This is a genomic window from Pseudoduganella sp. R-34 (assembly GCF_049904655.1).
Taxonomy (GTDB): domain Bacteria; phylum Pseudomonadota; class Gammaproteobacteria; order Burkholderiales; family Burkholderiaceae_D; genus Rugamonas.
On sequence record NZ_CP184572.1, the window covers coordinates 3,002,203 to 3,027,907 of the forward strand.

Annotated in this window: 18 protein-coding genes; 15 read left to right on the forward strand and 3 right to left on the reverse strand. The window is 63.1% G+C overall.

The features are described 5' to 3' along the window. Positions 1-25: 25 nt before the first annotated feature. Both fucP and ACN9MW_RS13970 read left to right on the forward strand, forming a co-directional pair. A complete protein-coding gene (gene fucP, locus ACN9MW_RS13965) occupies positions 26-1,339 on the forward strand; it encodes an L-fucose:H+ symporter permease (RefSeq protein WP_426171547.1) in 1,314 nt (437 codons plus the stop codon). Next, positions 1,327-2,091 carry an SDR family NAD(P)-dependent oxidoreductase gene (locus ACN9MW_RS13970; RefSeq protein ID WP_426171549.1) on the forward strand — a complete coding sequence of 255 codons (765 nt, stop codon included), beginning with the start codon at positions 1,327-1,329 and terminating at the stop codon, positions 2,089-2,091. The genes fucP and ACN9MW_RS13970 overlap by 13 nt, the downstream gene beginning before the upstream one ends. A 12-nt stretch (positions 2,092-2,103) precedes the next feature. On the opposite strand, the gene ACN9MW_RS13975 is transcribed toward ACN9MW_RS13970, so the two are convergent. Beyond that, complete coding sequence (locus ACN9MW_RS13975; protein ID WP_426171551.1) at positions 2,104-3,018, reverse strand: FCD domain-containing protein; 915 nt, start codon at positions 3,016-3,018, stop codon at positions 2,104-2,106. Between the two features lie 78 nt (positions 3,019-3,096). Here ACN9MW_RS13975 and ACN9MW_RS13980 point away from each other — a divergent pair, with 78 nt between their 5' ends. Further along, entirely contained in the window at positions 3,097-3,426 is a 330-nt protein-coding gene (locus ACN9MW_RS13980; protein WP_426171552.1) for an L-rhamnose mutarotase, read from the forward strand. 81 nt (positions 3,427-3,507) lie between these two features. Continuing rightward, the gene (locus ACN9MW_RS13985) at positions 3,508-4,266 is read left to right on the forward strand and encodes a substrate-binding periplasmic protein (protein WP_426171554.1); all 759 of its coding nucleotides are present in this window, start codon (positions 3,508-3,510) and stop codon (positions 4,264-4,266) included. An 81-nt stretch (positions 4,267-4,347) separates the two neighbouring features. Here the strand turns inward: ACN9MW_RS13985 and ACN9MW_RS13990 are convergent, their stop codons facing one another. Beyond that, on the reverse strand, positions 4,348-6,693 hold the full coding sequence (locus ACN9MW_RS13990) for a hypothetical protein (protein WP_426171556.1): 2,346 nt from the start codon (positions 6,691-6,693) through the stop codon (positions 4,348-4,350). Positions 6,694-6,924: 231 nt separating this feature from the next. Between ACN9MW_RS13990 and ACN9MW_RS13995 the strand changes: the two genes are divergently transcribed. From ACN9MW_RS13995 to ACN9MW_RS14010, 4 genes are all read left to right on the forward strand, one after another. Further along, positions 6,925-8,226, forward strand: coding sequence for a GDSL-type esterase/lipase family protein (locus ACN9MW_RS13995; RefSeq protein WP_426171558.1), 1,302 nt, complete (start codon positions 6,925-6,927; stop codon positions 8,224-8,226). 4 nt (positions 8,227-8,230) lie between these two features. Next, complete coding sequence (locus ACN9MW_RS14000; protein ID WP_426171559.1) at positions 8,231-8,977, forward strand: GDSL-type esterase/lipase family protein; 747 nt, start codon at positions 8,231-8,233, stop codon at positions 8,975-8,977. Beyond that, positions 8,974-9,897 (forward strand): alpha/beta hydrolase, encoded by a 924-nt coding sequence (locus ACN9MW_RS14005; protein WP_426171561.1) that lies wholly within the window; start codon positions 8,974-8,976, stop codon positions 9,895-9,897. Before ACN9MW_RS14000 ends, ACN9MW_RS14005 begins: the two co-directional genes overlap by 4 nt. A 115-nt stretch (positions 9,898-10,012) precedes the next feature. After that, positions 10,013-10,693 (forward strand): DsbA family protein, encoded by a 681-nt coding sequence (locus ACN9MW_RS14010; protein ID WP_426171563.1) that lies wholly within the window; start codon positions 10,013-10,015, stop codon positions 10,691-10,693. 1 nt (position 10,694) lies between these two features. Here the strand turns inward: ACN9MW_RS14010 and ACN9MW_RS14015 are convergent, their stop codons facing one another. Beyond that, complete coding sequence (locus ACN9MW_RS14015) at positions 10,695-12,827, reverse strand: beta-galactosidase (protein ID WP_426171565.1); 2,133 nt, start codon at positions 12,825-12,827, stop codon at positions 10,695-10,697. Positions 12,828-13,060: 233 nt separating this feature from the next. On the opposite strand from ACN9MW_RS14015, the gene ACN9MW_RS14020 reads away from it, so the two are divergent. The 7 genes from ACN9MW_RS14020 (at position 13,061) to ACN9MW_RS14050 (ending at position 25,683) form a co-directional block, all read left to right on the forward strand. After that, positions 13,061-14,470 carry a glycoside hydrolase family 5 protein gene (locus ACN9MW_RS14020; RefSeq protein WP_426171566.1) on the forward strand — a complete coding sequence of 470 codons (1,410 nt, stop codon included), beginning with the start codon at positions 13,061-13,063 and terminating at the stop codon, positions 14,468-14,470. Further along, positions 14,467-15,567, forward strand: coding sequence for an acyltransferase family protein (locus ACN9MW_RS14025; protein ID WP_426171567.1), 1,101 nt, complete (start codon positions 14,467-14,469; stop codon positions 15,565-15,567). Before ACN9MW_RS14020 ends, ACN9MW_RS14025 begins: the two co-directional genes overlap by 4 nt. Before the next feature lie 70 nt (positions 15,568-15,637). Then, positions 15,638-17,887, forward strand: a complete 2,250-nt coding sequence (locus tag ACN9MW_RS14030; protein ID WP_426171569.1) for a glycoside hydrolase family 3 C-terminal domain-containing protein — start codon at positions 15,638-15,640, stop codon at positions 17,885-17,887. A 107-nt stretch (positions 17,888-17,994) separates the two neighbouring features. Then, entirely contained in the window at positions 17,995-19,203 is a 1,209-nt protein-coding gene (locus tag ACN9MW_RS14035) for a helix-turn-helix domain-containing protein (RefSeq protein ID WP_426171570.1), read from the forward strand. A 318-nt stretch (positions 19,204-19,521) separates the two neighbouring features. After that, positions 19,522-20,709, forward strand: a complete 1,188-nt coding sequence (locus ACN9MW_RS14040) for a XylR family transcriptional regulator (protein WP_426171572.1) — start codon at positions 19,522-19,524, stop codon at positions 20,707-20,709. A gap of 51 nt (positions 20,710-20,760) precedes the next feature. After that, positions 20,761-23,142, forward strand: coding sequence for a VPS10 domain-containing protein (locus ACN9MW_RS14045; protein WP_426171574.1), 2,382 nt, complete (start codon positions 20,761-20,763; stop codon positions 23,140-23,142). 192 nt (positions 23,143-23,334) lie between these two features. Next, on the forward strand, positions 23,335-25,683 hold the full coding sequence (locus ACN9MW_RS14050) for a dockerin (RefSeq protein WP_426171575.1): 2,349 nt from the start codon (positions 23,335-23,337) through the stop codon (positions 25,681-25,683). The last annotated feature ends 22 nt before the right edge of the window (positions 25,684-25,705 follow it).

Genomic DNA, 25,705 nt, shown 5'->3' on the forward strand with positions numbered 1-25,705 from the left:
AAAAAGCGCCGCACATGGAGACACCATGGCACCGACCGAACAAGCTGGCGGGCAATCCTGCAGGTTTGCCTTTGCGATGATCACCACGCTGTTTTTCATGTGGGGCTTCGTCCATAATCTCGACCCGATACTGATTCCCCACCTGAGGAAGGCATTCAGCCTGACCATGCTGCAGTCGGCGCTGGTCGATTCGGCGGTGTTCATTGCCTACTTCGTGATGGCGCTGCCGGCCGGCCTGCTGATCCGCAAGGCCGGCTACAAGAATGCCATGCTGTGCGGCCTGGGCCTGTTTGCGTTCGGCGCGCTGCTGTTCGTGCCTGCCGCCCAGACGCAGCGCTATGCCTTCTTCCTCGGCGCGCTGTTTATCATCGCTTGCGGCCTGACTGTCCTGGAAACGGCCGCCAATCCCTATATCACGCTGCTGGGACCAGCTGAAAAAGCTACGCAGCGTCTCAACCTGGCGCAATCGTTCAATGGCCTGGCCGCCACGCTGGCGCCGATTGTCGGCGCCCGTGTCATCCTGGCCGGCGGCAGCAGCGAAGAGCAACTGCAAGCCATGTCCGACAGCGCGCGCCAGGCTGCGCTGGCGGCGGAAGCGGCCAGCGTCAAGGCACCCTACATCTGCATCGCGCTGGTCATCATGGCGATCGCGCTGGTGTTCTATTTCCTCAAACTGCCGGCCGCCGGCGCCGGCGAGCGCGCGCAGGGGGCGCCCGGCAACGGCGCCATCCTGCGAGCCTTGCAGCGGCCATCGATCCGGCGCGCCGTGCTTGCCCAGTTCTTTTATGTCGGCGCCCAGGTCTGCGTATTCAGCTTCTTCATCCTGTACGCGGTGAAGTCGGCCGGCATTACCCAGGTCCAGGCGGCAGACTACCTGGGCTGGGGTTGCGGCGCGGCCTTCGTGGTCGGCCGCTTCGCCGGCACCTGGCTGATGCGGTTCTTCGCACCGGCGCGCCTGCTGCTGGCCTATGCGCTGGCCAGCATGGCGCTGTCGGTCGTGGCTATGGTCTCCGGCGGCCTGGCGAGCCTGGGCGCGGTGATCGGCATTGCGTTCTTCATGTCCATCATGTTCCCCACCATTTTCTCACTCGGCATCCGTAATGCCGGCGCCGACACCGAAATGGGCAGCAGCCTGATTATCATGGCCATCGTCGGCGGCGCGGTACTGCCGCTGCTGTTCGGCTTCATCAGCGACGCCACGCAAAACCTGCAATACGGCTTTGCCGCACCGTTCCTCTGCTTCATGGTGATCGCCTGGTTTGCGCGCGCCGAGCTGAAGGAAGCACGCGCGGCAGCCACCATCACATCCACAGGGAGTGTAGAAGCATGTTTGAATTGACCGGCAAGAAGGCCGTTATCACCGGCGGCGGCAGCGGGATCGGCAAAGCCATAGCCACGCTATTCGCGCAGCGTGGCGCGGAAGTCCACCTGCTCGATATCAGCGAAGCCGCCTGCGCGCAGGTGGCGGGCGAGATCCGGGAGGAGGGCGGCCGCGCTACATCGCACGCCTGCGACGTAACGCGCCAGGCCGACGTCCATGCCTGCCTGGGCGCGATCGGCCCGCTTGGCATCCTGGTCAACAATGCCGGCATCGCCCACGTGGGCAAGGCCGACAACACCGCCGAGGAGGATTTCGACCGGGTGATGAGCGTCAACGTGAAGGGCGCCTACAACTGCCTGCACGCCGCCATCCCGCTGCTGAAGGAAAACGGCGGCGGCGTGATCCTCAACATGGCGTCGGTAGCGGCCTGGGTGGCGGTGCCGGAGCGCTTCGCCTATTCGGCAGCCAAGGGCGCGCTGATGGCAATGACGCTGTCGGTGGCTAAGGACTACCTGCAGGACGGCATTCGTTGCAACTCGATTTCGCCGGGGCGTGTGCATACGCCCTTCGTCGATGGTTTCCTGGCGAAGAATTATCCTGGCAGGGAAGCGGAAATGTTCGAACGGCTGTCGCAAACCCAGCCGATCGGGCGCATGGCGCGTCCCGACGAAGTGGCGGCCCTTGCCTTGTACCTGTGCAGCGAGCAAGCCTCGTTCATCACCGGCAGCGACTATCCGATCGACGGCGGTTTCATCAAGCTGAACGCCTGACGCGCCGCGCGCTCAATCCTGCTGCGCCATGTTTTCCCGGTAGTGCAGGGCGTTGAGCATGGTGGAGCGGGAAGAGTGCAGGTGCGTGCGCATGGCCGCCAGCGCCGCCGTTACGTCGCCTTTGACCAGCGGCCGCAGGATGGCCAGGTGCTCCTGCACTGCGTACTGGTTGCGCGGCAGCTCGTCGCGCTTGTCCCACTGGTAGTGGTAGTGGTACACCATTGACACCGCTTCGTTCAGTCCTTCCGCGAAGCGGTTGTCCAGGAGGCTGATCAGGAAGGTATGGAACTCGCGGTCGAGCGCGGGGAATTCAGCGTGGCTCTCGGCTGATCCCTTGCCCAGGGCTTCGTGACGCGCCAGCAGCTCTTTCAGGCGGCCGAATGCCGGATCGCCCGGCGGCAGGGCGGCAATGCGTTCAATGGCCTTCAGCTCGAACATTTCGCGCACTTCGCCCAGTTCTTCGGCGTACTTGGTGTCAAAGGCGCATAGGCGCCAGCTGCCGCGCGGGGTTTTTTCGATCAGGCCATTGCGTGAAAAACCGATCAGGAACTCGCGCACGGCGATCGTGCTGACGCCGGCTGCGCGCGACAACTCGACCTCGGTGAACTCGGCACCAGGCGGCAGGTCGCGCTCGTAAATGCGCTCCATCAGGATTTGCTGCAGTTGCTCGGTGGCGCTGTGCAATTCCGCCACGTCGAAGTAGTCGGCAGCCTTTGGCTTGCGCAACAGGTGCCGTTCCTTCATGCCGGCGATCAACCCATGCTCCGCGAAATAAGCCAGGGCGCTGCGCACTACGGTGCGGCTGCTCTCGACGATTTCTGTCATGCGCATTTCAGTGGGCAGGGCGTCGCCGACCTTCAGGTTCCTGGAAACGTGGTCCAGCAGGAGGTTGATGCTGCGCCGGGTAGTGATTGGAAGTTTGGCCATGAAGCTATTTTACCTGCTCATTGAAGGTATTGAATATATACGATACACTGGGTTTTTCAAAAGAGTTGGGGATGGACAATGGAACGCATGGGCATGGTAATCGGGATCAAAGCCGGGAAGATCGATGAGTACAGGGCCTTGCATGCCGCTGTGTGGCCGGCCGTGCTGGCGAAGCTATCTGCCGCCAATGTGCGCAATTACACAATTTTCCTGCGGGAGCCGGAGAACCTGCTGTTCGGCTACTGGGAGTACCACGGCACTGACTTTGAGGCGGATATGCGCACTATCGCGGCCGACCCCGAAACCCGGCGCTGGTGGACGTTCTGCGGGCCTTGCCAGGAGCCGCTTGCCAGCCGCGCCGATGGCGAACACTGGGCGATGATGCGTCCCGTATTCCACATGGATTGAGCGCTTGCAGGGGATGCGTCCCGCTTCCTGCCAACTGCCTATAATTATGGGATTGGCACGAATAGCGATACGGGAGGGGACATGCGTCTGGCGGCACTGGGCATTTTTCTTGCCGGTTGCCTTTTCTCGTCCGGATGGGCTCAGGCAGAAGCGATCACCATTGCCACTGGTGAGTTTCCGCCCTGGACCTCTGAAAAAGAGAAGCATGGAGGCTTCGTCAATCGCGTCGTGGCCGAAGCGTTTGCGCGCGAGGGCATCCAGGTCAATTTCGTCTACCTGCCCTGGAAGCGTGTCGAAGCCGAAACAAGGCTGGGACGCTATGCCGCCAGCTCGTTCTGGTTTACCGGGCTCGGGCCGGAAGCCGATTTCCTGGTCAGCGATCCAATTTCCAACCATCGCGAGCTGCTGTTTCGCCTGAAGGAGCGGCCGCTTCCCAAATGGCGAACGCTGGCCGACCTGCGCGGCCGGAAGTTCGGTGCCACGCTGGGTTACACCTATACCAGTGAGTTCTGGAAAATGGCGAGGTCAGGGAAAATCAATGTCGAAGTGGCGTCGCACGACGAACTGAATTTCAAGAAGGTGCTGGCCGGGCGGATCGATGCCTTTCCGATGGAAGAAGTGTCGGGATGGATGCTGCTTGCAAACCCGGAGGCCTTCCCGCCCGGTACCAGGGAGCTCTTCGTCACCGAACAGCGGCCGTTGCGCGTGACCGAAGGGCACCTGCGCTTTCCCCGTCGCCTGGCCGGCTCGGCCACGCTTGCCGCCAGGTTCAACGCCGGCCTGGCCGAAATGAAAAAAGACGGAACCTACGACCGGTACCTGCAGGACTTGGTCAAATAACCCCTGGCCCGGATATCCTTGATGCGCGTTGCGCTGTATATCAAGCCGGTCGCATGGTTCCTCAAGGGCGCGAGCCCGTTGCTATTGCAGGTCGCCGACGATCACGCCGCCGCGGTTGGCGCCGATGTAGACCCGGCCGAAGATGCGCATATCGCCGGTTACATAGTTGACGCCGCCCCACTGGTGCTTGTCGTCGTTGATCCTGGCCCACGTGGCGCCGCGGTCGAGGGACTGGTAGATGCCGTACACATTGTTGATTTTGGCGGAGATGTAGACGGCTGGATAAGTCTTGCCGGCTGCAGCCTTGCCGAAACCTACACCGTACGCCGCCTGCACGTTGGCGATCTTCGCCGGCGCGGCGCTCGCACCATTGATGTGCCACAGGCCGTTCGGCGTCGCCAGCCACAGGTCTCGGCGCACGCTGCCCGGGACGGAGGCCAACTGGTGCTGGGAGGAATACGACGGCAGGATATCCAGGCCCTGGAAAATGGCCGTGAAGTCCTTGCCATTGTTGGCGCTCTCCAGGATGGTTCCCTTGGAGAAGTCGTAGGTATAGAAGTAGCCGTTGGCGACCTTGTCGGCAACCGGATTGAAGAAGCTGCCGGAATCGACCGCGCCCGTTACCGGATAGCCGGTCGAGCCGTTCCAGCTTGCACCGCCATCGGTCGAATAGAGGGCCGAAAGCCCACCCGGAACCCATAGCAGGGCGCTGCCGGCAGCCGATACCGCAACGCGGCCGGCATCGTAACCGGCGACGCTGGCCGCCTGGCGCCAGGTAACGCCATTATCCGATGAGAGCATGAGCGCACGGTTGTTGGCGGTTGTGCGCGCCACCACATTGGTGTTGAGGTCCGCTACATCGACGCTGTAATTGGAGTTATTCGGGCTGCTGTAGTAGCCGCTGATGCCGTTGAAGTTGGTGTCGTAGCGAGCCCCGGCCATGTCGCCAAGCGCGGTGAACAGGTGCGCGCCGCTGCTCGGGGAAACCAGCGGAGAATACAGGCCGCTTTCTTCGATGCCGTTGACATTGAAGCCCCATGCCACGCTTGCGCTGCCCAGGTTGTTGCTCTCCCACAGGCCGTAGCCGGTGTTGTACATGATGTTGTTGGAGTTGAACGGGTCGATGTCGACGTCGCTGATCCAGTGTCCCATCTTGCCCGCCAGCGAGCCGCCGTAATACGCCGTCATCCAGGGATATCCGGGCGCCGCGTGCGTGCTGATGGCGTTAAGCCCGGTCCAGGTGGCGCCGCCGTCGGTGGACTTGTACAGGTCATCGCCGGTAGACCAGCGGTCGATGGTCGAGACCACGATGGTATTGGGATTGCGGACATCGAGCGCCAGGCCGCCATAGCCGAACTGCCAGGAAGCGGTCGGCGCAGCAGGCGTGATATTGGCCCAGGTATTGTTCGCCGTCGTCAATTTGTAGACGGCACCGGCAGTGATGCCGTTCGGGCCCAGGCCATTGGCGTAGGTCAGCACCAGGCGACCGCTGCCATCCAAGGCGCCTTGCACCGGCATCAGGCCGGCCGGGCCGCCAGGTACCGGCGCCCAGGTCGTGCCGCCGTCGGTCGAGCGGTACAGCGTCTCGCCGCTGGTTGCTGCGACGCCGACGTACAGGGTCTTGCTGGCGATGCCGTTGCTGCCGCTGGCCTTGTCGAACAGGACGAAAGTGGTGCCGGCAGTGGTCGGGAAGCCGGGGACCTGCGACCAGGTCACGCCGGAATCTGTCGATTTGTACAGGCCATCCTGGTTGGTGCCGAGGAACAGGATCGAGCCTTTGTTCGGGTCCACCTGCAGCCGTTCGCCGGTGCCACGGCCGTCGGAGTTGCCGCCCAGGCGGATCGGCAGTTCGGTGCGCGACCATGTGGCGCCGCGGTCGCTGGAGCGCAGGATGGCGGCATTTCTGCCCCACGACGGCAGGTACATGCCGGCGGCCACATAGAGTTGTTGCGGGTTGTTCGGATCGAGGGCGATCGATTCGCCGCCATTTAGCTGGTTGTCGTCGCGATTCAGGTCGTCATTGAGCGGGATCCATGTCGAACTGCCTGGGTCGCGCCGATATACGCCGCCAACGTCGGTGCGGATGTAGGCCAGTCCCTGGACTGACGGATGATAGACGATGCCGGTAATGTAGCCGCCGGCGCCGAACAGCGCCGTCGACCAGGCATAGGCGCCGGTATTGGGCGAGGATGGCGTGGTTGTGCCGCCGGAGGCTGGCGGAGCGGTATTGCCGTCAGTGGGCGGCGCCGTCGTATCCGCTGTGGGCGGGGCGGTATTCCCGTTGGGCGGTGTTACCGTGACCGCGTTGGATGGCACTGCCGCATCATTGGCCGGATTGCCTGGCACACCCCTCCCACCACCGCATGCTGCCAGGGCAAGCGGCAGCATGATGATGCCGAGGAGGGCGGGATTGCTTGGCTTGTTCATTTCGTTGTCCTGCGCAATTCTAAAGGTCGGCATCTTGCCTGATATGTTTCCATGTGGCAATTATGAAATTTGCTAAACGCCGTTATATTTCCGCCTATTCGAAAGGGATCCTGGTGATGTGGGACGAAGAAAACAGCGGACCTGGCCTACTGAATTTCGTTCACCAGCCTGGCGGATTTCGTAATTGCCCGGCCTGTATCACGGCTGCAAAATCAGGTGATGAGGAATTTCATGCACCTATTCGCAGGCCTCACCCTGGCCGCGGCATCCGGGGCGACGCTTGCCGCTGAGCGCGAACTTATCCTCCACGGCGCCAGCACCTTGCCGTCCTGGCGTGTCACCATCGCGGGGTTCGAGGGGCCCGGGCAGGTACTGCAAGGTGATGCCGTCACGATTCCCAAGCCAGCGAATTCGCAGGTGCCCGGCGGTTCGGTGGGGGCGCACTCAGGCGAAGTGGCAGGCGTGCCCCAGGCACTCACCTTGCTATGGAAGGACGCCTGGTTTGCAGGCCTGCGGTTCGATGGCGCGTCGGCGCTGGATTTGCGGGCCTACGCAGCAGGCGGTACGCTGGAATTCGACCTCAACGTGCTGGACCTGGACCAGGGCGGCATCTATTTCAGCATGCGCTGCGGCCAGGAGTGCTACCGCAAGCTGCCTTTCGTAGCGGCGGCGCGCAGCATGCAGGGCAAGGGCTGGCAGCATCTGTCGTTCTCGCTGGCCTGCTTTGCGCGGGCCAACGATGACTTTGGCAAGGTGCCGGTTCCGTTTGCGCTGGAGGCGAACGGCAGCGGCCAGGTCGCCGTGGCCAACGTCAAATTCGTCAAGGGAGGCGAGCCGAATGCGGCCTGCCCGGATTACCGAACGCAGGCTGTGACACCGGAGCCGCTGTCCCATGCCTGGGCCTTGCCCCACTGGCTGCCGCGTCACCAGTTGAAACTCGAAGAAAACCGCAAACTGAAAGAGGCCGGGAAGAATCCGCAAGTGGTCTTCATCGGCGACTCGATCACGGAAGGCTGGGAAAAGGCCGGCAAGCGGGTGTGGCAGCGCTACTATGCGAACTACGATGCGGTGGCCCTCGGCTTCGGCGGCGACCACACGGAGAATGTGCTATGGCGCTTGCAGCACGGCGAAGTAGACGGCCTGGCGCCGAAGGTGGCAGTGCTGATGATCGGCACCAATAATGCCGGCGACCGCAATGACGAGCCCGAGGCGGTTGCGGCCGGCATCAAAGCCATCATCGATGATTTGCGCAAGCGTTTGCCTGAGTCGAAGGTACTTCTGCTTGCGGTGTTCCCGCGCGAAGAGCAACCGGCTGCGTTCCTGCGGCGGCTGAACGACAGAGTGAACACCCGTATCGCCGGATTTGCCGATGGACGCCACGTATTCTTTGCCAACCTCAATGCATCCTTCCTGAATCCCGACGGCACGCTGTCGCGCGAGGTGATGCCGGACCTGTTGCATCCAGAGGAGAAGGGATACGAAATATGGGCGCGCAGCATGGAACCGATCCTGCAAAAACTGCTAACGGAGTAGGCACGTGAACAAATCAAAGACGATGGCATGCTTCGCCGGGGCGCTTGTGTTGTGCGCCAGCGCTTCACAAGCCGCCTTCGCGGCCGCATGCGCCACCACGGCGGCGCCGCGCGCGGTCGAGTATCCCTGGATGTCTGTTGAGCGCTGGCGCCAGATGCATGCCGAGCAGGTGGTGCGGGCGGCGAAGGGCGACATCGACGTGATGTTCCTTGGCGATTCATTGACGGAGATGTGGCCCAAGCCGCTGTGGGAACGCAATTTCGGCAGCCTGAAAGCCGCCAACTTCGGCATCGGTGGTGACCACACCGGCAATGTGCTGTGGCGCTTGCAGGAGCCTGCAATCGCCGGCATCAAGCCCAAGCTGGTGGTCCTGATGATCGGCGTGAACAACATCAACCTTTGCAAGGAGCGCGCCGACGACGTGTTCAGCGGCATCCTGCTTGTCGTGGCAAGGCTGCGCGCGCAGTACCCGGCGGCGCGTATCCTGCTCAACGCCGTGCTGCCGGAAGGTGCACCGGATTCGGACGAACGCCGCCGCATCCTGGCGCTGAACCAGAAAATCAGGACAATGGACGATGGCAAGACGATCTTCTTCCATGATTACGGATCGCGATTCATGGATGCCGATGGCGTCTTGTCGAGGGAACTGCAGCCGGACCTGTTGCATTTTTCCGAGAAGGGCTACGGCATCCTGGCCGATGCGATCCGCCCCGATATCGAACGCTTGCTTGGGAAGGCGGCGCGCCCATGAAGCGCCGGTTCTTCCTTGCCTCCGCAGTGGGCGCCCTGGCAGGCGAGGCGGCGGTGCGCACGCTGCATGCAGCGCAGGCCTCCGACGATCCGGAACTGCGCGGTACAGCCAAGCCAGGCATCGCACTGGCGACGGACGACGTTGCCGCTTTCCCGGCCCCGCCAGCTGGATTCGATGACGAGCGCTCAGGCATTGCGCGCGGGGACGTCGTGGAGTTCAGCTACGCGTCGGCGGTGACTGGCACGCGGCGCAAGGCGCGCGTCTACCTGCCGCCCGGTTATTCCGGGAAACAGCGTTACCCCGTGCTCTATCTGTTGCACGGGATCGGCGGCAACCAGGACGAATGGCGTGGGTACGTGCGCGCCAATGTCGTCCTCGACAACCTGCTGGCCGATGGTGCCGTGGTGCCGATGATCGTGGTGATGCCGAATGGCCGTGCGCTGGCGGATGACCGCGTGCCGCCTGCGGAGAAAACCTTCACGCCGGATCATGTCGCCGGCTTTGCGCAGTTCGAGCGCGACCTGCTTGAATCCTTGATTCCTGCCATCGATGGCGCCTATCCGACCATGGCGGAACGCGGCAAGCGCGCAATTGCCGGACTGTCGATGGGCGGTGGCCAGGCCCTGAATTTCGGCCTTGGCCATCTCGATACGTTCGCCTGGGTTGGCGGTTTTTCTTCGGCACCGAACACGCGGGCCGGCACTGAATTGCTGCCCGATCCCGCCGCGGTGGCGCGCCGCCTTCAACTGCTCTACCTCTCGTGCGGCAAGAAGGACGGCCTGATCGGGACCTCGCAGGGCTTGCACCGCTACCTGCGGCAGCACGGGGTCAGGCACGTCTGGCATGTGGACGAGTTTGCGCACGTGAGGGAAAGCTGGGCAGAGAACCTGGTCCACTTTTCCAAACTGCTTTTCCGTTAGCAGCTGGGGCCGGGCGATTCGCCCGCCCTGTGCAACAGACTGTGTACCAGAAGTTCATATATCCGCGCGCCTTGCGCGAATAGAATCGGCGCTCCATCTTCAAGGAAGCACCGCAATGCAATCTGCCAGGTTGAAATACATATTTGATCCGCTCTGCGGCTGGTGCTATGCCAGCGCGCCTGCGTTGGAAGCGCTGTCCGAAGCGTATCCGGACCTGCTGGAGCTGATGCCCAGCGGCCTGTTTTCCGGTGCGGGCGCACGCGTCATGACGCCGGAATGGGCGCACCATGCCTGGAGCAACGACCAGCGCATCGAGGCCATGACCGGCCAACCGTTCAGCGCCGCCTACCAGCGCAACATTCTGCAAGGCCCGGGCACGCGCTTCGACCCCGGCGCAATGAACCGCGCCCTGACGGCAATCCATGCGCTTGACCCGCTGCTTGAACCCTTGGTGCTGCGCCGTTTGCAGTGGGCGCGCTACGTTGACGGCCTGGACACTTCGAACGCGACGGTTGTGGCGGCGGAATGCGCCCGCCAGGTCGCAGGTCTCGACGCCATCGAACTTGCCGGCCGCCTTGAGCATGACGCCGAACTGGCGCTACAGGCCACGGCCCGCATCAATGCAACACGGGACCTGATGCGTCGTGCGGGCGTGAACGGCGTGCCTGTCTTGCTGCTGCAAGGCGGGGAGGGCGAATACATCGTGAGCGGGGCGGCACTGTATGGGGACGGGGCGGAGCTGGTGAGCGGGATTGCACGGCTGCTGGCCGCGCCGTCCCCGGCCCGGGCCTGCTAGGTCAGCGGCCTTCTTCCACGATCGCCAGGTCCCATGGACCGAGGTACATTGTATCGTCCTCCTTCACCTGGCGCGACGTCAGCAAGTCGGTGCCGGGCTTGTACTGGTACCTGAAGGTGACCTGCGCCGCGGAATAGTTGAAGAGGTAGCGCACGTTGCGGCCGAAATCGTTGACGCCCTTGCGTGCGTGGACCTGGGGAGGCAGCTGCTGGTCGGGACCGGAAAGGCCGGCATCCTGCACGGCCGCCTTCAGCACTGCCTTCTGCAGCTTGTCAGACAGGTAGGTGCCTTCATAGGTCACCTTGCCGGCGCCATACTGGTTCTGCGTGATGGCCGGCCAGCGGCCGAAGAAGTGGTGGTCGTAGTAGGCCAGGGCTTTGGCGGTATCAAGTTGCAGGAACTCGGCCCAGTACTGCACCTTGTTGTCGCCGCCGGCATTGTATGGATCGCCTTTCAGCGTCAGCGGTTGCGCGAGATTGGAGAACTCCTGGTAGTGGAAGCCCAGCGCTTCGCGCAGCGGCCCGGGCGCCATGGTCCAGCGCACCGCCGTATTCTCGTTCGTGAAACCGCTCTTGAAAGTCATCACCACATGGCCGCCTTTGCGGATGTACTCCGAAATGCGCTTCAGCAGCGCATCGTCGGCCACGTACAGGGCCGGGACGATCAGCAGCTTGTATTGCGAGAAGTCCTGCACTTCAGGGAAGACGAAATCGGTGCCGACGTTCATGTCGTACAGTGTGCGGTGCATCTGCCTTACCAGGCTGCCGTAATCAGCCTTGCTGCCGTCGCCGCCCCATTGCGAATTCTTCGCGAACGGCATGTCGTTCAGCGCATTCAGCGAGTCGCGGCTCCAAAGGATGGCAACGTCGTTCTGCAGCTTCAGGTTCACCAGGCGCGGGCCGATCTTCTGCAGCTCGCGTCCCGTGTGGCTGATTTCGGCGTAGGCGCGGTTGGGTTCGAGGTCATGCGAGAGCACCCCTTTCCAGTAGGTCTCCTGGTTGGCATGGATCGAGGACCAGTGCCAGTATTCGACCATGTTGGAGCCGTTGGACAGGTGGGTGTAGACGTCTTCACGGAACTGTCCGTCATACGGCGGGTACTGGAATGAGGAGCTCCAGTCGGTCGACTGGGCATTGGTTTCCGTGACCAGGAAGTTGTTGCGCTTGAGCGAGCGGGTGAAATCAGCCTGCAAGGTCTGCTCGGCGCCATTATAGTACTCGCGCTGGCCCCAGTGATAGATGTTCACGGCCGGCATATCGAGGGCGGCCGACACGGCTTCCTCGTTGACGTCGGCGTGCATGGAGCCGGCAAAGTCGTGCGTGACGAACTGGCGCGGCGAAGCGTTTTCGCGCACCAGCCTGGCTTGCCAGTGCAGGAAGTTGGTTACGCGCATCTGGCCCCAGCGCGACCATTCCAGCTTGTAGCCCGTGCTCTGGGCGCCGTCCGGGCGCGGCAAGTCGGTCCAGGAATGCAGGTCCTGGCCCCAGTAGTTCAGGAACCAGGCCTTGCTCAGGTTCTCCGGCGTGCCGAACTTCTTCTCAAGGTGGTGCTGGAAGCGTACAAAGACATCCTCATTGGCCGCGCCGTAGCTGCCGGTCTCGTTGTCGACTTGCCAACCGATGACGTTCGGGTTGTCCTTGTAGCGGCTGACGATCTTGCGGATCAGGCGCTCCGCGTAGAAGCGGTAGGCTGCAGAATCGGTGTTCATGTTCTGGCGCATGCCGTACATATTCTGTGCGCCGTTGAACTTGCGGGCCAGGATTTCGGGGTTCTGCCTGGCCATCCAGGCTGGAATGGAGTAGGTGGGCGTGCCCATGATGACCTTGATGCCGGCCTTGCCCATGGCGTTGACCACGCGGTCCATCCAGGCGTATTCGAAGCGGCCATCCTCGGGCTCCCACAGGCTCCAGGTCGATTCACCCAGGCGCACCACGTTGAAGCCCGCGGCCTTCATCATCTGCACGTCCTTTTCCAGGCGCTCGGAAGGCATGTATTCATGGTAGTAGGCGGCGCCGTACAGGATGGTCTGCAGTGGCGGAACGGCCGTGGCGGGCGCTCTGTCGGCCGCCATGGCGCCGGTGGCAGCAGCGAGGGCGCAGGATAGTGCGCTCGCGAGCAGGGTGCGTTTCAGCATCGATTATTCCTTGGTTTTTTGACAGTGCCCCATTGTGCATAGCGACTGGCTGTGCGGGCAATGGCTTGCATGGAGGCTGTGCAATTTCATATTCCGCATTGGCGGTTTTTGCAATTGCGGCGCCGGGTTGCAGCTTCCACAATGCGTCCTATAAGAAAGCTGGTTGCCAACACTCCCAACCGCCCACCCACGGAGGAGACGCCGTGCGGGCACCTTCAAGGAAAGGTAGAACAATGAAGCCTGTGTTGATCAAGACCGTTCTGTCATTGGCGCTGTGTGCGGCGCCGTTTGCGCAGGCGCAGAATTGCGGCAGCGGCGGCGGCGCCACCGTCTGCCTGAGCGCCAGCGGTACCGGCAGCGACGTGCGTTTGAGCTGGAGTGTCAGCGGCAGCGTGAGCGGCCTGCAGGTGTATCGCGACACCGACAGCGATCCGAATGGACGCAGCCGGCTGGCGGTGCTGGGCAAGACCGCAACCAGCTACACCGACAGCAGTGCAAGCCCGGGGACGGTCTATTGGTACTGGGTCAAGTTCAGCGCAGGCGGCGGCAGCTTCAACTCGGGTACGGCGCACGCGGTGCGCGTAGGCGTGATGCGCAATATGACGAGCATGCAGATGTCGGGGCAGATGGCGCCGGGATGGAACCTGGGCAACTCGTTGGAAGCGACCGGTTCCTACGTCTGGGGCAGCACCAATTTCAACGAAACGGCATGGGGCAACCCGAAGGCCAGCCAGGCCCTGTTCAACAGCATCAAGGCGGCAGGCTTCAAGAGCGTGCGTATTCCGGTTGCGTGGAAACAGTATGCCGACGCCAACGACAACATCAGCCCGCAATGGATGGAGCGCGTGACGGAAGTGGTCAACTATGCCCACAACGCGGGGCTGGTCACCATGATCAATATCCACTGGGATGGCGGCTGGATGCAGCCGACCTATGCCCAGCAAGGCGTGGCCAACGCGCGGCTGACCAAGTTCTGGACCCAGATCGCCAACAATTTCAAGAACCACGACGACACCCTGCTGTTCGCCGGCACCAATGAAGTCATGGTTGACGGTAACTACAACCCTCCGACTACCGAATACTGCGACGTGCAGAAGGGTTTCAACCAGGCCTTCATTTCCGCAGTGCGGGCTACCGGCGGCAACAACAGCAACCGCCACCTCGTGGTGCAGGCATTCAACACCAACATCGATAACTCCATCAGCTGCAATGCGACCATGCCAAGCGACTGGGTGGCCAACCGCATGATGATGGAGATCCATTACTACGATCCGTACGACTTCACGCTGGACGCCAACAGCTCTTCGTGGAAGTGGGGCCAGGCCGCCAACCCGTCGGGATGGGCCAACGAATCCTACACCGATGGCCAGTTCCAGAAGATGAAAACCGGCTTTATCGACAAGGGCGCGCCGGTGCTGATGGGCGAGTATGCCGCCATCCTGCGCACCGAATACGATCCGGCCGGAACTTACCGCAAGCTGTGGGACCAGTACATTACCCGTGCATCCTTTACGCGCGGCATCGTGCCGATGTACTGGGATAACGGCTACGCCGACAACCATCAGATGGGCCTTTTCAACCGCAGCACCGGTGCGCAAGCCTTTCCTGACGTGATCAGCACCATTGTGAACGCCGCAAGATGAAATCGCACTACCACGTACTGGACGGCTTGCGCGGTACCGCTGCTTTCAGCGTGTTCGTCTTCCACATCCTGGAGATGCTGGTGCCAAGCCTGGAGCGGAATCCGATGCGGCATACGCATCTTGCAGTGGACTTCTTCTTCGCGTTGTCCGGTTTCGTGTTGGGCCATGCCTACGATGGCCGCGGCCTGGCGCCGGCGCAATTCTTTGCGCGGCGCCTGGTCCGGCTGCATCCGATGGTGGTGGTGGCGATGGCGGTGGGCCTGCTTGGCTACCTGCTGGACCCGTTCGTCGGCGATGCCCAACAGGTGGGCGTGGCGCTGTCGCCGGGCCGCCTGGCGCTGACGTTCTTGCTTGGCCTGCTGCTGTTGCCAGCGGCGACCCTGCCCAATTATTTCGGCGAGACGCACCCGGTCAACGGCCCGTCTTGGACCCTGTTCCAGGAGTACATCGCGAATATCCTGTTCGGGCTGTTTGCGGCACGCCTGGGGCGCCGCCTGCACATTGTCCTGTGCGTGGCCAGTGCGGGGGCACTGCTGTGGACCGCGAAAAAATTCGGGAACCTGGGCTTTGGCTGGGGCTGGGACCACTTCTGGGTGGCGCCGGTGCGCCTGGCTTGCTCCTTCCTGCTTGGCTTGCTGGTCTACCGCATGCGGCTGCGCATGGCGCTGCCAAGCCCGTTCATTGCATTGTCGCTGCTGCTGTTGCTGGTGTTTGCGGCGCCCGGCTTCGGCGCGGCCAACTGGCTGTTTGAGGTGCTGGCCGTGATCGTGGTCTTTCCCCTGGTGCTGGCGGCCGGCGCCGGCTCGCGTCAACCGGAAGGCCGTGCCGGGATGGTGACGCGCCTGGTGGGCGAGCTGTCCTACCCTGTCTACATTGTGCATTACCCGTTTATTTATGTTTTTGCGCACTGGAACTGGTCGACGCACCCGTCCAGGACCGAGCTGTCGATAGCCATCGTTGCGATCTACTGCGGCGTGACCCTGTTTGCACTGGCGCTATCGCGCTGGTACGACAGGCCGCTGCGCGCCTGGCTGTCGCGAACCTTGTTTGAACGTCCGGCAGGCCAAGGCCAGGCGAGCGTTCAGCCGATGCTGTAACCTGTAGTCTCCTCTACCTTTTCCGGTAGTTTTCGGGGCGGCCAAAGCCGCCCCTTTTTTCGAGGAAGCGATGAAATTGAAGAAAACGATCAGTCTCCTGTCCGCCGCAGTGGCAATGTGCTGCGGGACCGCGCTGGCCGCGCCTGATGGCAAACCCTGGATGAATACGCAGCTGGGCGCGGCGGAACGCGCCAGCCTGGCTGTGAAGGAAATGACGCTGGATGAAAAACTGAAGCTGGTCTTCGGTTACATGGGCGCGGACATGGAGCACAAGAAGTACAAGCGCCCCGAGGAATCCCACGTGCAATCGGCCGGCTTCGTGTACGGCGTGCCGCGCCTGGGCATTCCCAACCTGTGGGAGACCGATGCCGGCATCGGCGTGGCGAGCCAGGCCGGCCCGCACGCGCGTCCGGGTACCGCGCTGCCGTCTGGCCTGAATACTGCCGCCACCTGGGATGTGCAGACCGCCTACGCCGGCGGCGCCATGATCGGGGCCGAGGCGCGCGGCTACGGCTTCAACGTATTGCTGGCCGGCGGTGTGAACCTGATGCGCGACCCGCGCAACGGCCGCAATTTCGAGTATGGCGGCGAAGATCCGCTCCTGGCCGGCAAGATGGTCGGCGCCCAGATCAAGGGCATCCAGTCGCAGCGCGTGGTTTCCACCCTGAAGCACTTCGCCCTGAACGACCAGGAAACCGGCCGCACCACGCTGGACGTGAAGATCGACGACCAGTCGGCCCGCATGTCGGACCTGCTGGCCCTGCAGATCGCCAAGGAGGAGGGCAATCCCGGCGCCGTCATGTGCTCCTACAACCGCGTCAACGGTGTGTATGCCTGCGAAAACACCTACCTGCTGACCGAAGTGCTGAAAAAGGACTGGGGCTTCAAGGGCTGGGTGATGTCGGACTGGGGCGCGACCCACAGCACGATCCCGGCCGCCAATGCGGGCCTGGACCAGCAATCCGGCATGCCGTTCGACCTGGCCGACTATTTTGGCCCGCCGCTGAAAGAAGCCGTGATGAACGGCTGGGTGCCGCAAGCCCGCCTGGACGACATGGCGCGCCGCGTGCTGCACGCCATGTTCGAGCACGGCGTGGTGGACCACCCGGTGAAGGCTGAACCGGACAAGATCGACTTCAATGCCCATGCCGCGGTGTCGCTCAAGGACTCGCAGGAGGGCATGGTACTGCTGAAAAACAGCGGGGCGGTGCTGCCGCTGGATAAATCCGTCAAGCGCGTAGCGGTGATCGGCGGCTATGCCGACAAAGGCGTGCTGGCGGGCGGCGGCTCGTCGCTGGTGTACCCGGCCGGCGGCAATGCGGTGCCGGGCATGGAACCGAAGACCTGGCCGGGCCCGGTCATGGTCTACCCGTCCTCGCCTCTGAAGGCGATCCAGAAACGCCTGCCGTCGGCGACCGTTTCCTTCAACGACGGCGCCGACAAGGCCGCAGCCGCCAGGCTGGCGCAGGAAAGCGACGTGGTGCTGCTGTTCGCCACCCAGTGGACCGGCGAAGCCTTCGACGTGCCGAACCTGTCGCTGCCGAACAAGCAGGATGAACTGATTGCTGCGGTGGCCGCGGCCAACCCGAAAACCGTGGTGGTGCTGGAGACCGGCGGTCCGGTGACCATGCCGTGGCTGCCGAAGGTGCCGGCGGTGCTGGAAGCCTGGTATCCCGGCACCAGCGGCGGCGAAGCGATTGCCAGCGTGCTGTTCGGCGAAGCCAATCCTTCCGGCCACCTGCCGGCTACTTTCCCGGCTTCGGAGGCGCAGTTGCCGCGTCCTGCGCTGGACGGCTATCCTGAAGTGGAGAACAGGCGTTTCGAGGTCAGCTACCGCGAAGGCGCAGCAGTCGGCTACAAATGGTTCGAACAGAAAGGCCTGAAACCGCTGTTCCCGTTCGGCCACGGCCTCTCCTACACCGAGTTCGGCTTTTCCGGCCTGTCCGCCGGCGTGAAGGGCGGGGTGCTGCAGGCCTCCTTCACGGTGAAGAACACGGGCCGGCGCGCCGGCAAGGAAGTGGCCCAGGTCTATGTCGCGCCGCTGAAGGCAAAGTGGGAAGCGCCCAAGCGCCTTGCCGGGTTCCAGAAAGTCGACCTGCAGCCGGGCGCCGAGGCCAGGGCTTCGGTCACGGTCGATCCGCGCCTGCTGGCCATGTACGACTCGGCCAGCAAGACCTGGAAAGTCGCCAAGGGCGACTACAAGCTGATCCTGGCGGCCGACGCGGCCGAGGCGGACGACAACAAGGCGCTCAGCACGGTCGTGCACCTGGAGGCTGCCGCCTATGATGTGAACGGCAAGCCACTGCAACCGGCACGCTAGGGCGGGCGGGGCGAACGTGCCCCCCTTTCACTGGTTGAACTGTTATGATGCAACGAGCAAGCCCGGCAAGAGGTGTTGCAGAGAGACAGTTCAACCATCCTTAGACAATGCAACAGTTTTTCAAAAAAGCGCTTCTGGCGCTGATCGGCCTGGTCATTGCGGACGCATTGCTGGCCATTTTCATGATCTACAAGAGCTACTTGTCCGTCCCGCTGCTGGCAACGTCCAGGCCCGGGGCAGGCTGGCACTACATAACGAATTCGGATGTGGAAATTGGCGGCACGTCGACCGTTCGTATTCCCGACCGCCAGCGCCAGCAATTGCGCGTCGAGTTCAAGCTGACCGAAGTCGGCAAATACCCCTTCGCTTCCGCCGGCATGGCGATGCACGATGCGAAAAGCCGGCCGGCCCTGGTCGACTGGTCCAAGTACTCCGACGTCACTTTTCTTGCCAAGTGCAAGCCGGCGAATTCCATGGTGTTCGGCATTTCGACCTTCGATCCCAAGATTTCCAAGGTCGGGGATTACCTGACTTACCGCTCTCCCGTCACTTATTTTTCGTGCAATGAACGCGGCGTCCCGGTCTCGCTGGACCTGACCAGGCTGGCCATCCCCGATTGGTGGTTCTACCAGGTCAAGCTGGACCTGTCGCACCAGGGTTACGACCTGAGCAAGGTTTCGAAGTTCGTGTTCGGGTCCAGCAGCCAAAGCCCGCTGAATCTCGACTCCTACCTGGAGGTCAGCGAACTGATGCTCAATGGCCGCGACTATCGCTACATCGCGGCGCTGGTGCTGCTCCTGCTGGCGAGCTGGGTGGCATTTGCCTGGGCCTTCTTCCGCGCCCACGCGCGAGCGCTGACCGCCAGCCTGAATTCGAGGATGAAAAAAGACCTGCCCCTGGTCGCTTATCGCCAATTAACCCTGGAGCCATATAAAGATAAGGAAAAGGCAACGGTGCTGCGTTATATCGCCACCAATTACACCGATACTGAAATCGACCTGGAATCGGTGGTTTCTGCCACCGGAACCAATCGAAACAAGGTCAACGAAGTTTTAAAAACAGAGCTCGGCATGACATTTACGAGTTACCTGAATAAACTGCGGCTGACGGAAGCGGCAAGGTTATTGGCGGAGAAAAGCGGCGCCGCCATCGCTGAAATTGCCTATTCGGTGGGATATTCAAACGTTTCCTATTTTAATAAGCTGTTCAAGGAAGAATACGGCTGCACGCCCAAATCCTTCCGTTCCCTCGCGACCCAGCAGGATTCCCCCGCCGAGCCGGTCCCGGCCGAGATTTCCGGTAGCGAAGCCGGCTGATCCACTTGCACTCCCAGCAGAACTAATCGCAATTTCTGCATTTTGCTAGAAATTTCCCGCCTCGCGCTACCGTGCGGTAGCGCTCTCTCCCTATCCTAGTGCCCATGGTAGCTTAGCTTCCGCTAGCCACTGCGCTGCGGCAAATTTTGAAGTGACCCAGACCAGGGGGCGTATCGCGCCACCCCGGCAAGACGGAGACAAAATGATGAAAACCATGTTTGGCATTATTGCCTGCAGCGCAATGCTGCAGGCGCGTGCAATTCGGTTCGATTTCGAAACGCCGGCTGGCATTTTGAATACTGCCTGGTGAGCCGGTTTATGAATACTTCAAAAGCGCACCGTATTGCCCTGTTATTCAACGCTAACAAGAGTTTTGACCGCGAGGTTATTTCCGGGGTCGCCGCATATCTTGGCAGCACGCGGGCGGCCTGGGATTTATTTCTGGAAGAAGATTTCCGCCTGCGCCTGGCCGGCATTGAGAATTGGCAGGGCGATGGCATTATTGCCGACTTCGACGATCCGGCAGTGGCGGCCGCACTGTCGCGCTGCAACGTGCCGGTGGTGGCGGTCGGCGGCTCCTACGCCGACGAGGCGGAGTACCCGCGCGGCATTCCCTACGTGGCGACCGATAACTTCAAGCTGATCAAATTGGCGCGCGACCACCTGATCGACGTCGGCCTGCACCGTTTTGCGTTGTTCAGCCTGCCCAAGGCCAGGGAAAACCGCTGGGCACAGGAGCGCGAGACTGCGTTCCGCAGCCTGTTGCAAGCCGATAGCATGGAGCCCGAAATCTTCCGCGGCTGCGAGACCAGCGCCTCGGCGTGGGACGAGTCGGTGGAGGGGCAGATCGCCTGGCTGCGCAGCCTGCCGAAGCCGGTCGGCATCATTGCCGTGACGGACGCGCGTGCGCGCCAGCTGCTGCAGGCCTGCGTCATCGCCGGCATTGCGGTGCCGGAGCAGGTGGCCATCATCGGCATCGACAACGACCCGCTGGTGCGCATGCTGACCCGCATCCCGCTCAGTTCCGTGATCCAGGGCGCGCAGGAAATGGGCCGCACGGCCGCCCACCTGCTGGACCAAATGCTGCACGGCGTGCGCCTGTCCAATACCCGCATCCTGATGCCGCCGGCCGGAATCAATGTGTTCGCATCCAGCCAGCACCAGGCGGTGCGGCACCCCCATGTCGCCCGGGCGCGGCATTTCATCCGCCAATACGCCTGCCAGGGCATCAAGACGCACCAGGTGGCCGAGTATGTCGGCGTCTCGCGTTCCTCGCTGGAAGCCTATTTCCGGCAGGAGCTGGGCTGCAGCGTGCATGACGTGATCCTGCAGTTCAAGCTCGATGCCGCCAAGGCCGGGCTGGAATGCGGCGAACGCAGTATTGCCGATGTGGCGCTGGAGTGCGGCTTCACGTCGACCCAGTACATGCATCTGGTGTTCAAGCGCGAACTTGGCTGTACGCCGAGGGCTTACCGCGACAGGGCGCTCGCGGTGGAGCCGCAGTAAGCCAAGGGCCTTCGGGCCCTTTTTTCAGGAAGTCCATTTTTTGAGATAGACATGAAACAGAAGAATATCTTTGCATTGACTGCAATTGCAGCTAGCCTGCTGGCCGCGTGTGGCGGCGGCGGATCGGCAGGGACGGCGCCCGCGTCCGCGCCGCAAACCACGGCACCGGCACAGCAGCCGCCGGCGAACCCGCCGGTGAATCCACCAGTGAACCCGCCGGCAGATCCTCCGGTGAATCCGCCGGAAGCGCCGGCCACTGGCGCAACCACCTGGTCGAGCGTCAAGTTCGGCGGTGGCGGCTACGTCACCGGCCTGGTCTTCCACCCGACGACTGCCAACCTGCTGTACGCCAGGACCGACATCGGCGGCGCCTATCGCTGGAACCAGGCTACGTCGTCCTGGACCCCGATCACCGACGGCCTGGGCTTCGGCGCGACCGAGAGCCGCTTCCATGGCATTGAAAGCATCGCCCTCGATCCGAACAACGACCAGCTGGTCTACATGGCCACCGGCATGTACACGTTTGAAGGCAACGGCCGCCTGTACATCTCCAGCGACCGCGGCGCCACCTGGACCCATGTCGACCTGCCATTCCCGCTGGGCGGCAACAATCCCGGCCGGGCCATGGGCGAACGCCTGATGGTTGATCCGAACAAGCCGTCCACGCTGTTCTTCGGCTCGCGCACGGCCGGCCTGTGGACGAGTGTCGATTCCGGCAAGACATGGGCGCAGGTCACCTCGCTGTCGCCGGTCAAAATGACCGCCGACCAGATCAGCGCAGCCGGCGGCGGAATGGGTGTTGAACTGGTGGTCTACGATACCGGGACCAAGGGCACCGGCACGGCGACCCAGACCATCTACACCGCCATCGCTCCGGACTATGCCAGCGTGGCGGGCCTGGGTTCGAACATGTACAAATCCACCAATGGCGGCGCAACGTGGACGCCGGTGGCAACGCCGGTATCCGGCTACCACATCCCCCACATGGTGCGCGCCGATGACGGCATGTTCTACGTGGTGTTCACCAAGGATACGGGCCCGGGCGCGGGCGGTCCCGGGCGCCTGTACAAATTCGACGGCTCCAACTGGACCCTGCTCAAGAGCGTCGATCCGCAAACCGGCACCAACTTCGGCCTGGGCGGCGTGTCCGTCCAGGGCAGCGGCGCCACGACCCGCATCGCACTGGGCGTGACCAACTCCTGGGGCAACTGGAACGGCCAGCAGATCGTCCAGCTGTCGGACGACGCGGGCAAGAACTGGCGCGAAATCGAAGCGACCATGCCGGGCGAAGTCGCATCGGGCTGGGTCGACGACGTCGAGATCGACCCGGCCAACCGCGACCACATCCTGCACGTGCACGGCGGCGGCATCGTCGAGACCAGGAATGCATCGTCGTCCACGCCAAGCTGGCAAGGCGTCATTGGCGGAATCGAGGAGACCGCCACGCTGTCGCTCGCGACACCGCCGGCCGGCGCGCCGTACATCCTGATCAACAGTGCAGGCGACGTCGGCACCTGGGTCGACACGAACCTCGCGGCCACGCCAACGCTCAATCCTGGCCTGGGCTGGAGCAACGGCAACGCGGCCGACATGGCGTGGGCCGATCCGCTGTACATCGCCGGCATCGGCGTGGTCAATTCGACCAGCACGGCTGCCGGCTTCTGGTCGGGCGATGGCGGCAAGACCTGGTCCAGGTTTGCGAGCCTGCCCGCTGGCGCCGCGCAGAACACCAGCAGCGAAGCGAGCGTCGCGGTCACCGTGCGCAACAAGGCGGTCGTGTCACCGGCCAATTCGGTGCCGTCCTACACCACGGATAACGGCGCAAGCTGGAATGCGACCAACCTGCCGCCGCTGCCCAATGTGGCGCCAGGCTGGAACCGCGGCTACCACCTGGCTGCGGACCGCAAAAACCCGAACAAGGTCTATGCCTACGATTCGGGCGGCGCAACCTGGGGCACGGCGGGCAAGGTCTACGTCTCGACCGACGGTGGCCACAGCTTCACGCTGAGCCAGGGCTCGGTGGATGCCAAGCTTGGTCCTAACAGCTGGGGGGCAACGTCGTTGGCGGTGAACCCCAACGCAGAGGGCGATATCTGGCTGGCGGACGGCAGTGCCCTGTACCACTCGCTGGATTCCGGGGCCACCTGGACCAAGCTGGCGGCCTTCACGCCCGCAGCGGGTGCACAAGGCGCCACCCTGGTTGCGCTGGGCAAGGCAGCGAGCGGCGCCAGATATTCGGCGGCGGTATACGTGGTCGGCGTGGTCGGCGGCGTATGGGGCGTGTACCGCTCCGACGACGGCGGCGCCAGCTGGAAACGCTTTAACGATGACGCGCACCAGTTCGGCGGCATCGGCGTGATGGCGGCCGACCAGAACATCTACGGCCGGATCTACGTCAGCGGCACCGGGCGTGGCCTGATCTACAGTAACTGAAGGAGCCGGGCCGGCGGCTGGCAGCTGCCGCCGCCCGCCCGGAATAACACTGGCACGCCGACTTCTTCAAATTTCAGCAGAACACAAGCGCTCGACACGAAACTTCTATTCGAAAAAAACTGCTCTCAGTAGTCTGGGTTGGCCGCTATCGGCCACATTCAACCACAAATCCATTTCTTGGAGGAGCAGACAATGAAAGTGCATTGCAAGAAGTATTACGCCGGGCTCGCGCTGCCGGCCTTGTTGGCGACGCTGCTGGCCGGCTGCGGCGGCAGTCAGGAAAGCGGGACGCCTGCGGTCAGCACCGCGGCCACCAGCCAGGTCTCGGCAGCCGGCCTGGCTGCCGCCAGCTGGACCAGCGTCAAATGGGCCGGCGGCGGCTACGTCACCGGCCTGGTCTACCATCCGGTCAACTCAAGCCTGCTGTACGCCCGCACCGACGTTGGCGGCATCTACCGCTGGAACGCCAGCGATTCGCGCTGGATACCGCTGACCGACGGCATCGGGTTCGGCGGCGGCGACAGCCGCTTCCATTGCGTGGAGAGCCTGGCCCTCGACCCGAGCAACGACCAGCGCATCTACATTGCCACCGGCGACACCACCAGGCAGGGCGCCAATGGCCGCCTGTACATTTCCAGTGACCGCGGCAACAGCTGGACCTGGGTCAGCCTGCCGTTCATGGTGGGCGGCAACGATACCGGCCGGGCGATGGGCGAGCGCCTGAAAGTCGATCCGACCAATCCATCGATTCTGTTCTACGGCACCCGCACTGCGGGACTGTGGCAGAGCAGGGACGCGGGCCGGACATGGGCCCAGGTCACGGGGCTGTCGTCCACCACGATCAGCGGCAGCAACCCGCCGATCGGGGTCGAGCACCTGACGTTCGACAACTCGAAAGTGGGCGGCGGCGAGACGACCTGGATCATGTACGCCGCCATCGCGCCCGATTATGCCAACGCGGCGGGCCTGACCTCGGTCCTGTACAAGTCCGTCAACGGCGGCTTCTCGTGGACGCCGGTCCCGGTCCCGGCCCCGGTGGCCGGCTACCACATCCCGCACGTGGTGCGCGCCGCCGACGGCAACTACTATATGGTGTTCAACAAGAACGCCGGCGAAGGCCCCGGCGGGCCGGGCTACCTTTACCGGTTTGGCGGCGTGGTCTTCAACGAGAACTGGACCCTGCTCAGCAGCAGCACCACAGGCGGCTATAGCGGCGTCTCGGTCCATGGCACGGGGCCGAACGCCCGTATTGTGCTGGGTGTGACCGGCACCTGGGGCGACAATCCCGGCCAGGTCACCCAGCTGTCCGACAACGGCGGCAGCACCTGGCGCGAAATCGAGGCAAACATGCCGCATCTGGGCTCCACCGGCAACGGCTACTCGGGCTGGAACGATACCACCGTGATCGACCCTGCCAACCGCGACCACATCATGCACGTGCACGGTGGCGGCATCTGGGAAACCACCAACGCTTCCTCGGCAACGCCAAGCTGGAGCGCCAAGGACAATAACCTGGAGGAGACCGCGACCCTGGCCCTCGTCACGCCGCCGGCCGGCGCGTCCTATAAGTTCATCAACAGCGCGGGCGATATCGGCACCTGGATCAATACCGACCTGGCGGCGCGGCCGACCAAGGGGCCCATGAACTGGTGGAGCAATGGCAACTCGGCCGACATGGCCTGGTCCGATCCGCAATACATCGCAGCGAACGGTGTCGACAATGCGAACAACCACGTCGGCGTTGGCCACTGGTCCGGCGACGGCGGCAATACCTGGGCGAAGTTTGCAACCTTGCCTGCCGGCGCTACGACCGGTACCGACAGTTCGTCCAACCTCGCCGTCACCACGCGCAACAACGTGGTCTGGGCGCCCAACGACACAGTACCTTCCTACACTACCAATAACGGCGCAAGCTGGACTGCGACCAACCTGCCGGCGAAACCCGCAGTCGGGGTCCCGCGCAGCTACCTGCTGAAGGCCGATCGCAAGAACCCGAACAAGGTCTACGCCTATGATTCGGGCGGCGCCTGGTGGAACCAGTGGTCGGATAGCGCGCACTTCTGGTATTCAAGCGACGGCGGCAAGACGTTCACCGAACGCGCCGCGTTCAAGGCGGCCAGCCCAATGCTGACGTCCTTCAACAATACGTCGATGGCAGTGAACCCGAACGCGGAAGGCGATGTCTGGCTGGCCGACGGCAATACGGTGTACCACTCGCTCGACGCGGGCGCCAGCTGGACCAAGCTGACCGCCTTCTCTTCGATCTGGGGCAGCAACCAATGGCCCGACGTGCAGGGCGCCACCGTGGTAACCCTGGGCAAGGCGGCTCCCGGTGCGTCGTATTCGGCCGCGGTCTACGTGGTGGGCGTGATCAATGGCGTGTGGGGCGTGTACCGCTCCGACGACGCCGGCGCCACCTGGTCGCGCTTCAACGACGACGCGCACCAGTATGCCGGCATCTTCCACATGGCGGGCGACTGGAACACTTACGGGCGCGTCTACGCATCCGGCAACGGCCGCGGCGTGTTGTACACCAACTAAGCTGCCAGGCAGGGGGCCGGCC

What these genes read in the sequence shown, in the direction of transcription:
- ACN9MW_RS14010 (WP_426171563.1), top strand. Translation starts at nt 10,013, where the DNA reads ATGCAATCTGCCAGGTTGAAATACATATTTGATCCGCTCTGCGGCTGG.
- ACN9MW_RS14025 (WP_426171567.1), top strand. Translation starts at nt 14,467, where the DNA reads ATGAAATCGCACTACCACGTACTGGACGGCTTGCGCGGTACCGCTGCT.
- ACN9MW_RS13985 (WP_426171554.1), top strand. Translation starts at nt 3,508, where the DNA reads ATGCGTCTGGCGGCACTGGGCATTTTTCTTGCCGGTTGCCTTTTCTCG.
- ACN9MW_RS14035 (WP_426171570.1), top strand. Translation starts at nt 17,995, where the DNA reads ATGCAACAGTTTTTCAAAAAAGCGCTTCTGGCGCTGATCGGCCTGGTC.
- ACN9MW_RS13980 (WP_426171552.1), top strand. Translation starts at nt 3,097, where the DNA reads ATGGAACGCATGGGCATGGTAATCGGGATCAAAGCCGGGAAGATCGAT.
- fucP (WP_426171547.1), top strand. Translation starts at nt 26, where the DNA reads ATGGCACCGACCGAACAAGCTGGCGGGCAATCCTGCAGGTTTGCCTTT.
- ACN9MW_RS14015 (WP_426171565.1), bottom strand. Translation starts at nt 12,827, where the DNA reads ATGCTGAAACGCACCCTGCTCGCGAGCGCACTATCCTGCGCCCTCGCT.
- ACN9MW_RS14040 (WP_426171572.1), top strand. Translation starts at nt 19,522, where the DNA reads ATGAATACTTCAAAAGCGCACCGTATTGCCCTGTTATTCAACGCTAAC.
- ACN9MW_RS13975 (WP_426171551.1), bottom strand. Translation starts at nt 3,018, where the DNA reads ATGGCCAAACTTCCAATCACTACCCGGCGCAGCATCAACCTCCTGCTG.
- ACN9MW_RS13970 (WP_426171549.1), top strand. Translation starts at nt 1,327, where the DNA reads ATGTTTGAATTGACCGGCAAGAAGGCCGTTATCACCGGCGGCGGCAGC.
- ACN9MW_RS13995 (WP_426171558.1), top strand. Translation starts at nt 6,925, where the DNA reads ATGCACCTATTCGCAGGCCTCACCCTGGCCGCGGCATCCGGGGCGACG.
- ACN9MW_RS13990 (WP_426171556.1), bottom strand. Translation starts at nt 6,693, where the DNA reads ATGAACAAGCCAAGCAATCCCGCCCTCCTCGGCATCATCATGCTGCCG.
- ACN9MW_RS14030 (WP_426171569.1), top strand. Translation starts at nt 15,638, where the DNA reads ATGAAATTGAAGAAAACGATCAGTCTCCTGTCCGCCGCAGTGGCAATG.
- ACN9MW_RS14050 (WP_426171575.1), top strand. Translation starts at nt 23,335, where the DNA reads ATGAAAGTGCATTGCAAGAAGTATTACGCCGGGCTCGCGCTGCCGGCC.
- ACN9MW_RS14020 (WP_426171566.1), top strand. Translation starts at nt 13,061, where the DNA reads ATGAAGCCTGTGTTGATCAAGACCGTTCTGTCATTGGCGCTGTGTGCG.
- ACN9MW_RS14045 (WP_426171574.1), top strand. Translation starts at nt 20,761, where the DNA reads ATGAAACAGAAGAATATCTTTGCATTGACTGCAATTGCAGCTAGCCTG.
- ACN9MW_RS14005 (WP_426171561.1), top strand. Translation starts at nt 8,974, where the DNA reads ATGAAGCGCCGGTTCTTCCTTGCCTCCGCAGTGGGCGCCCTGGCAGGC.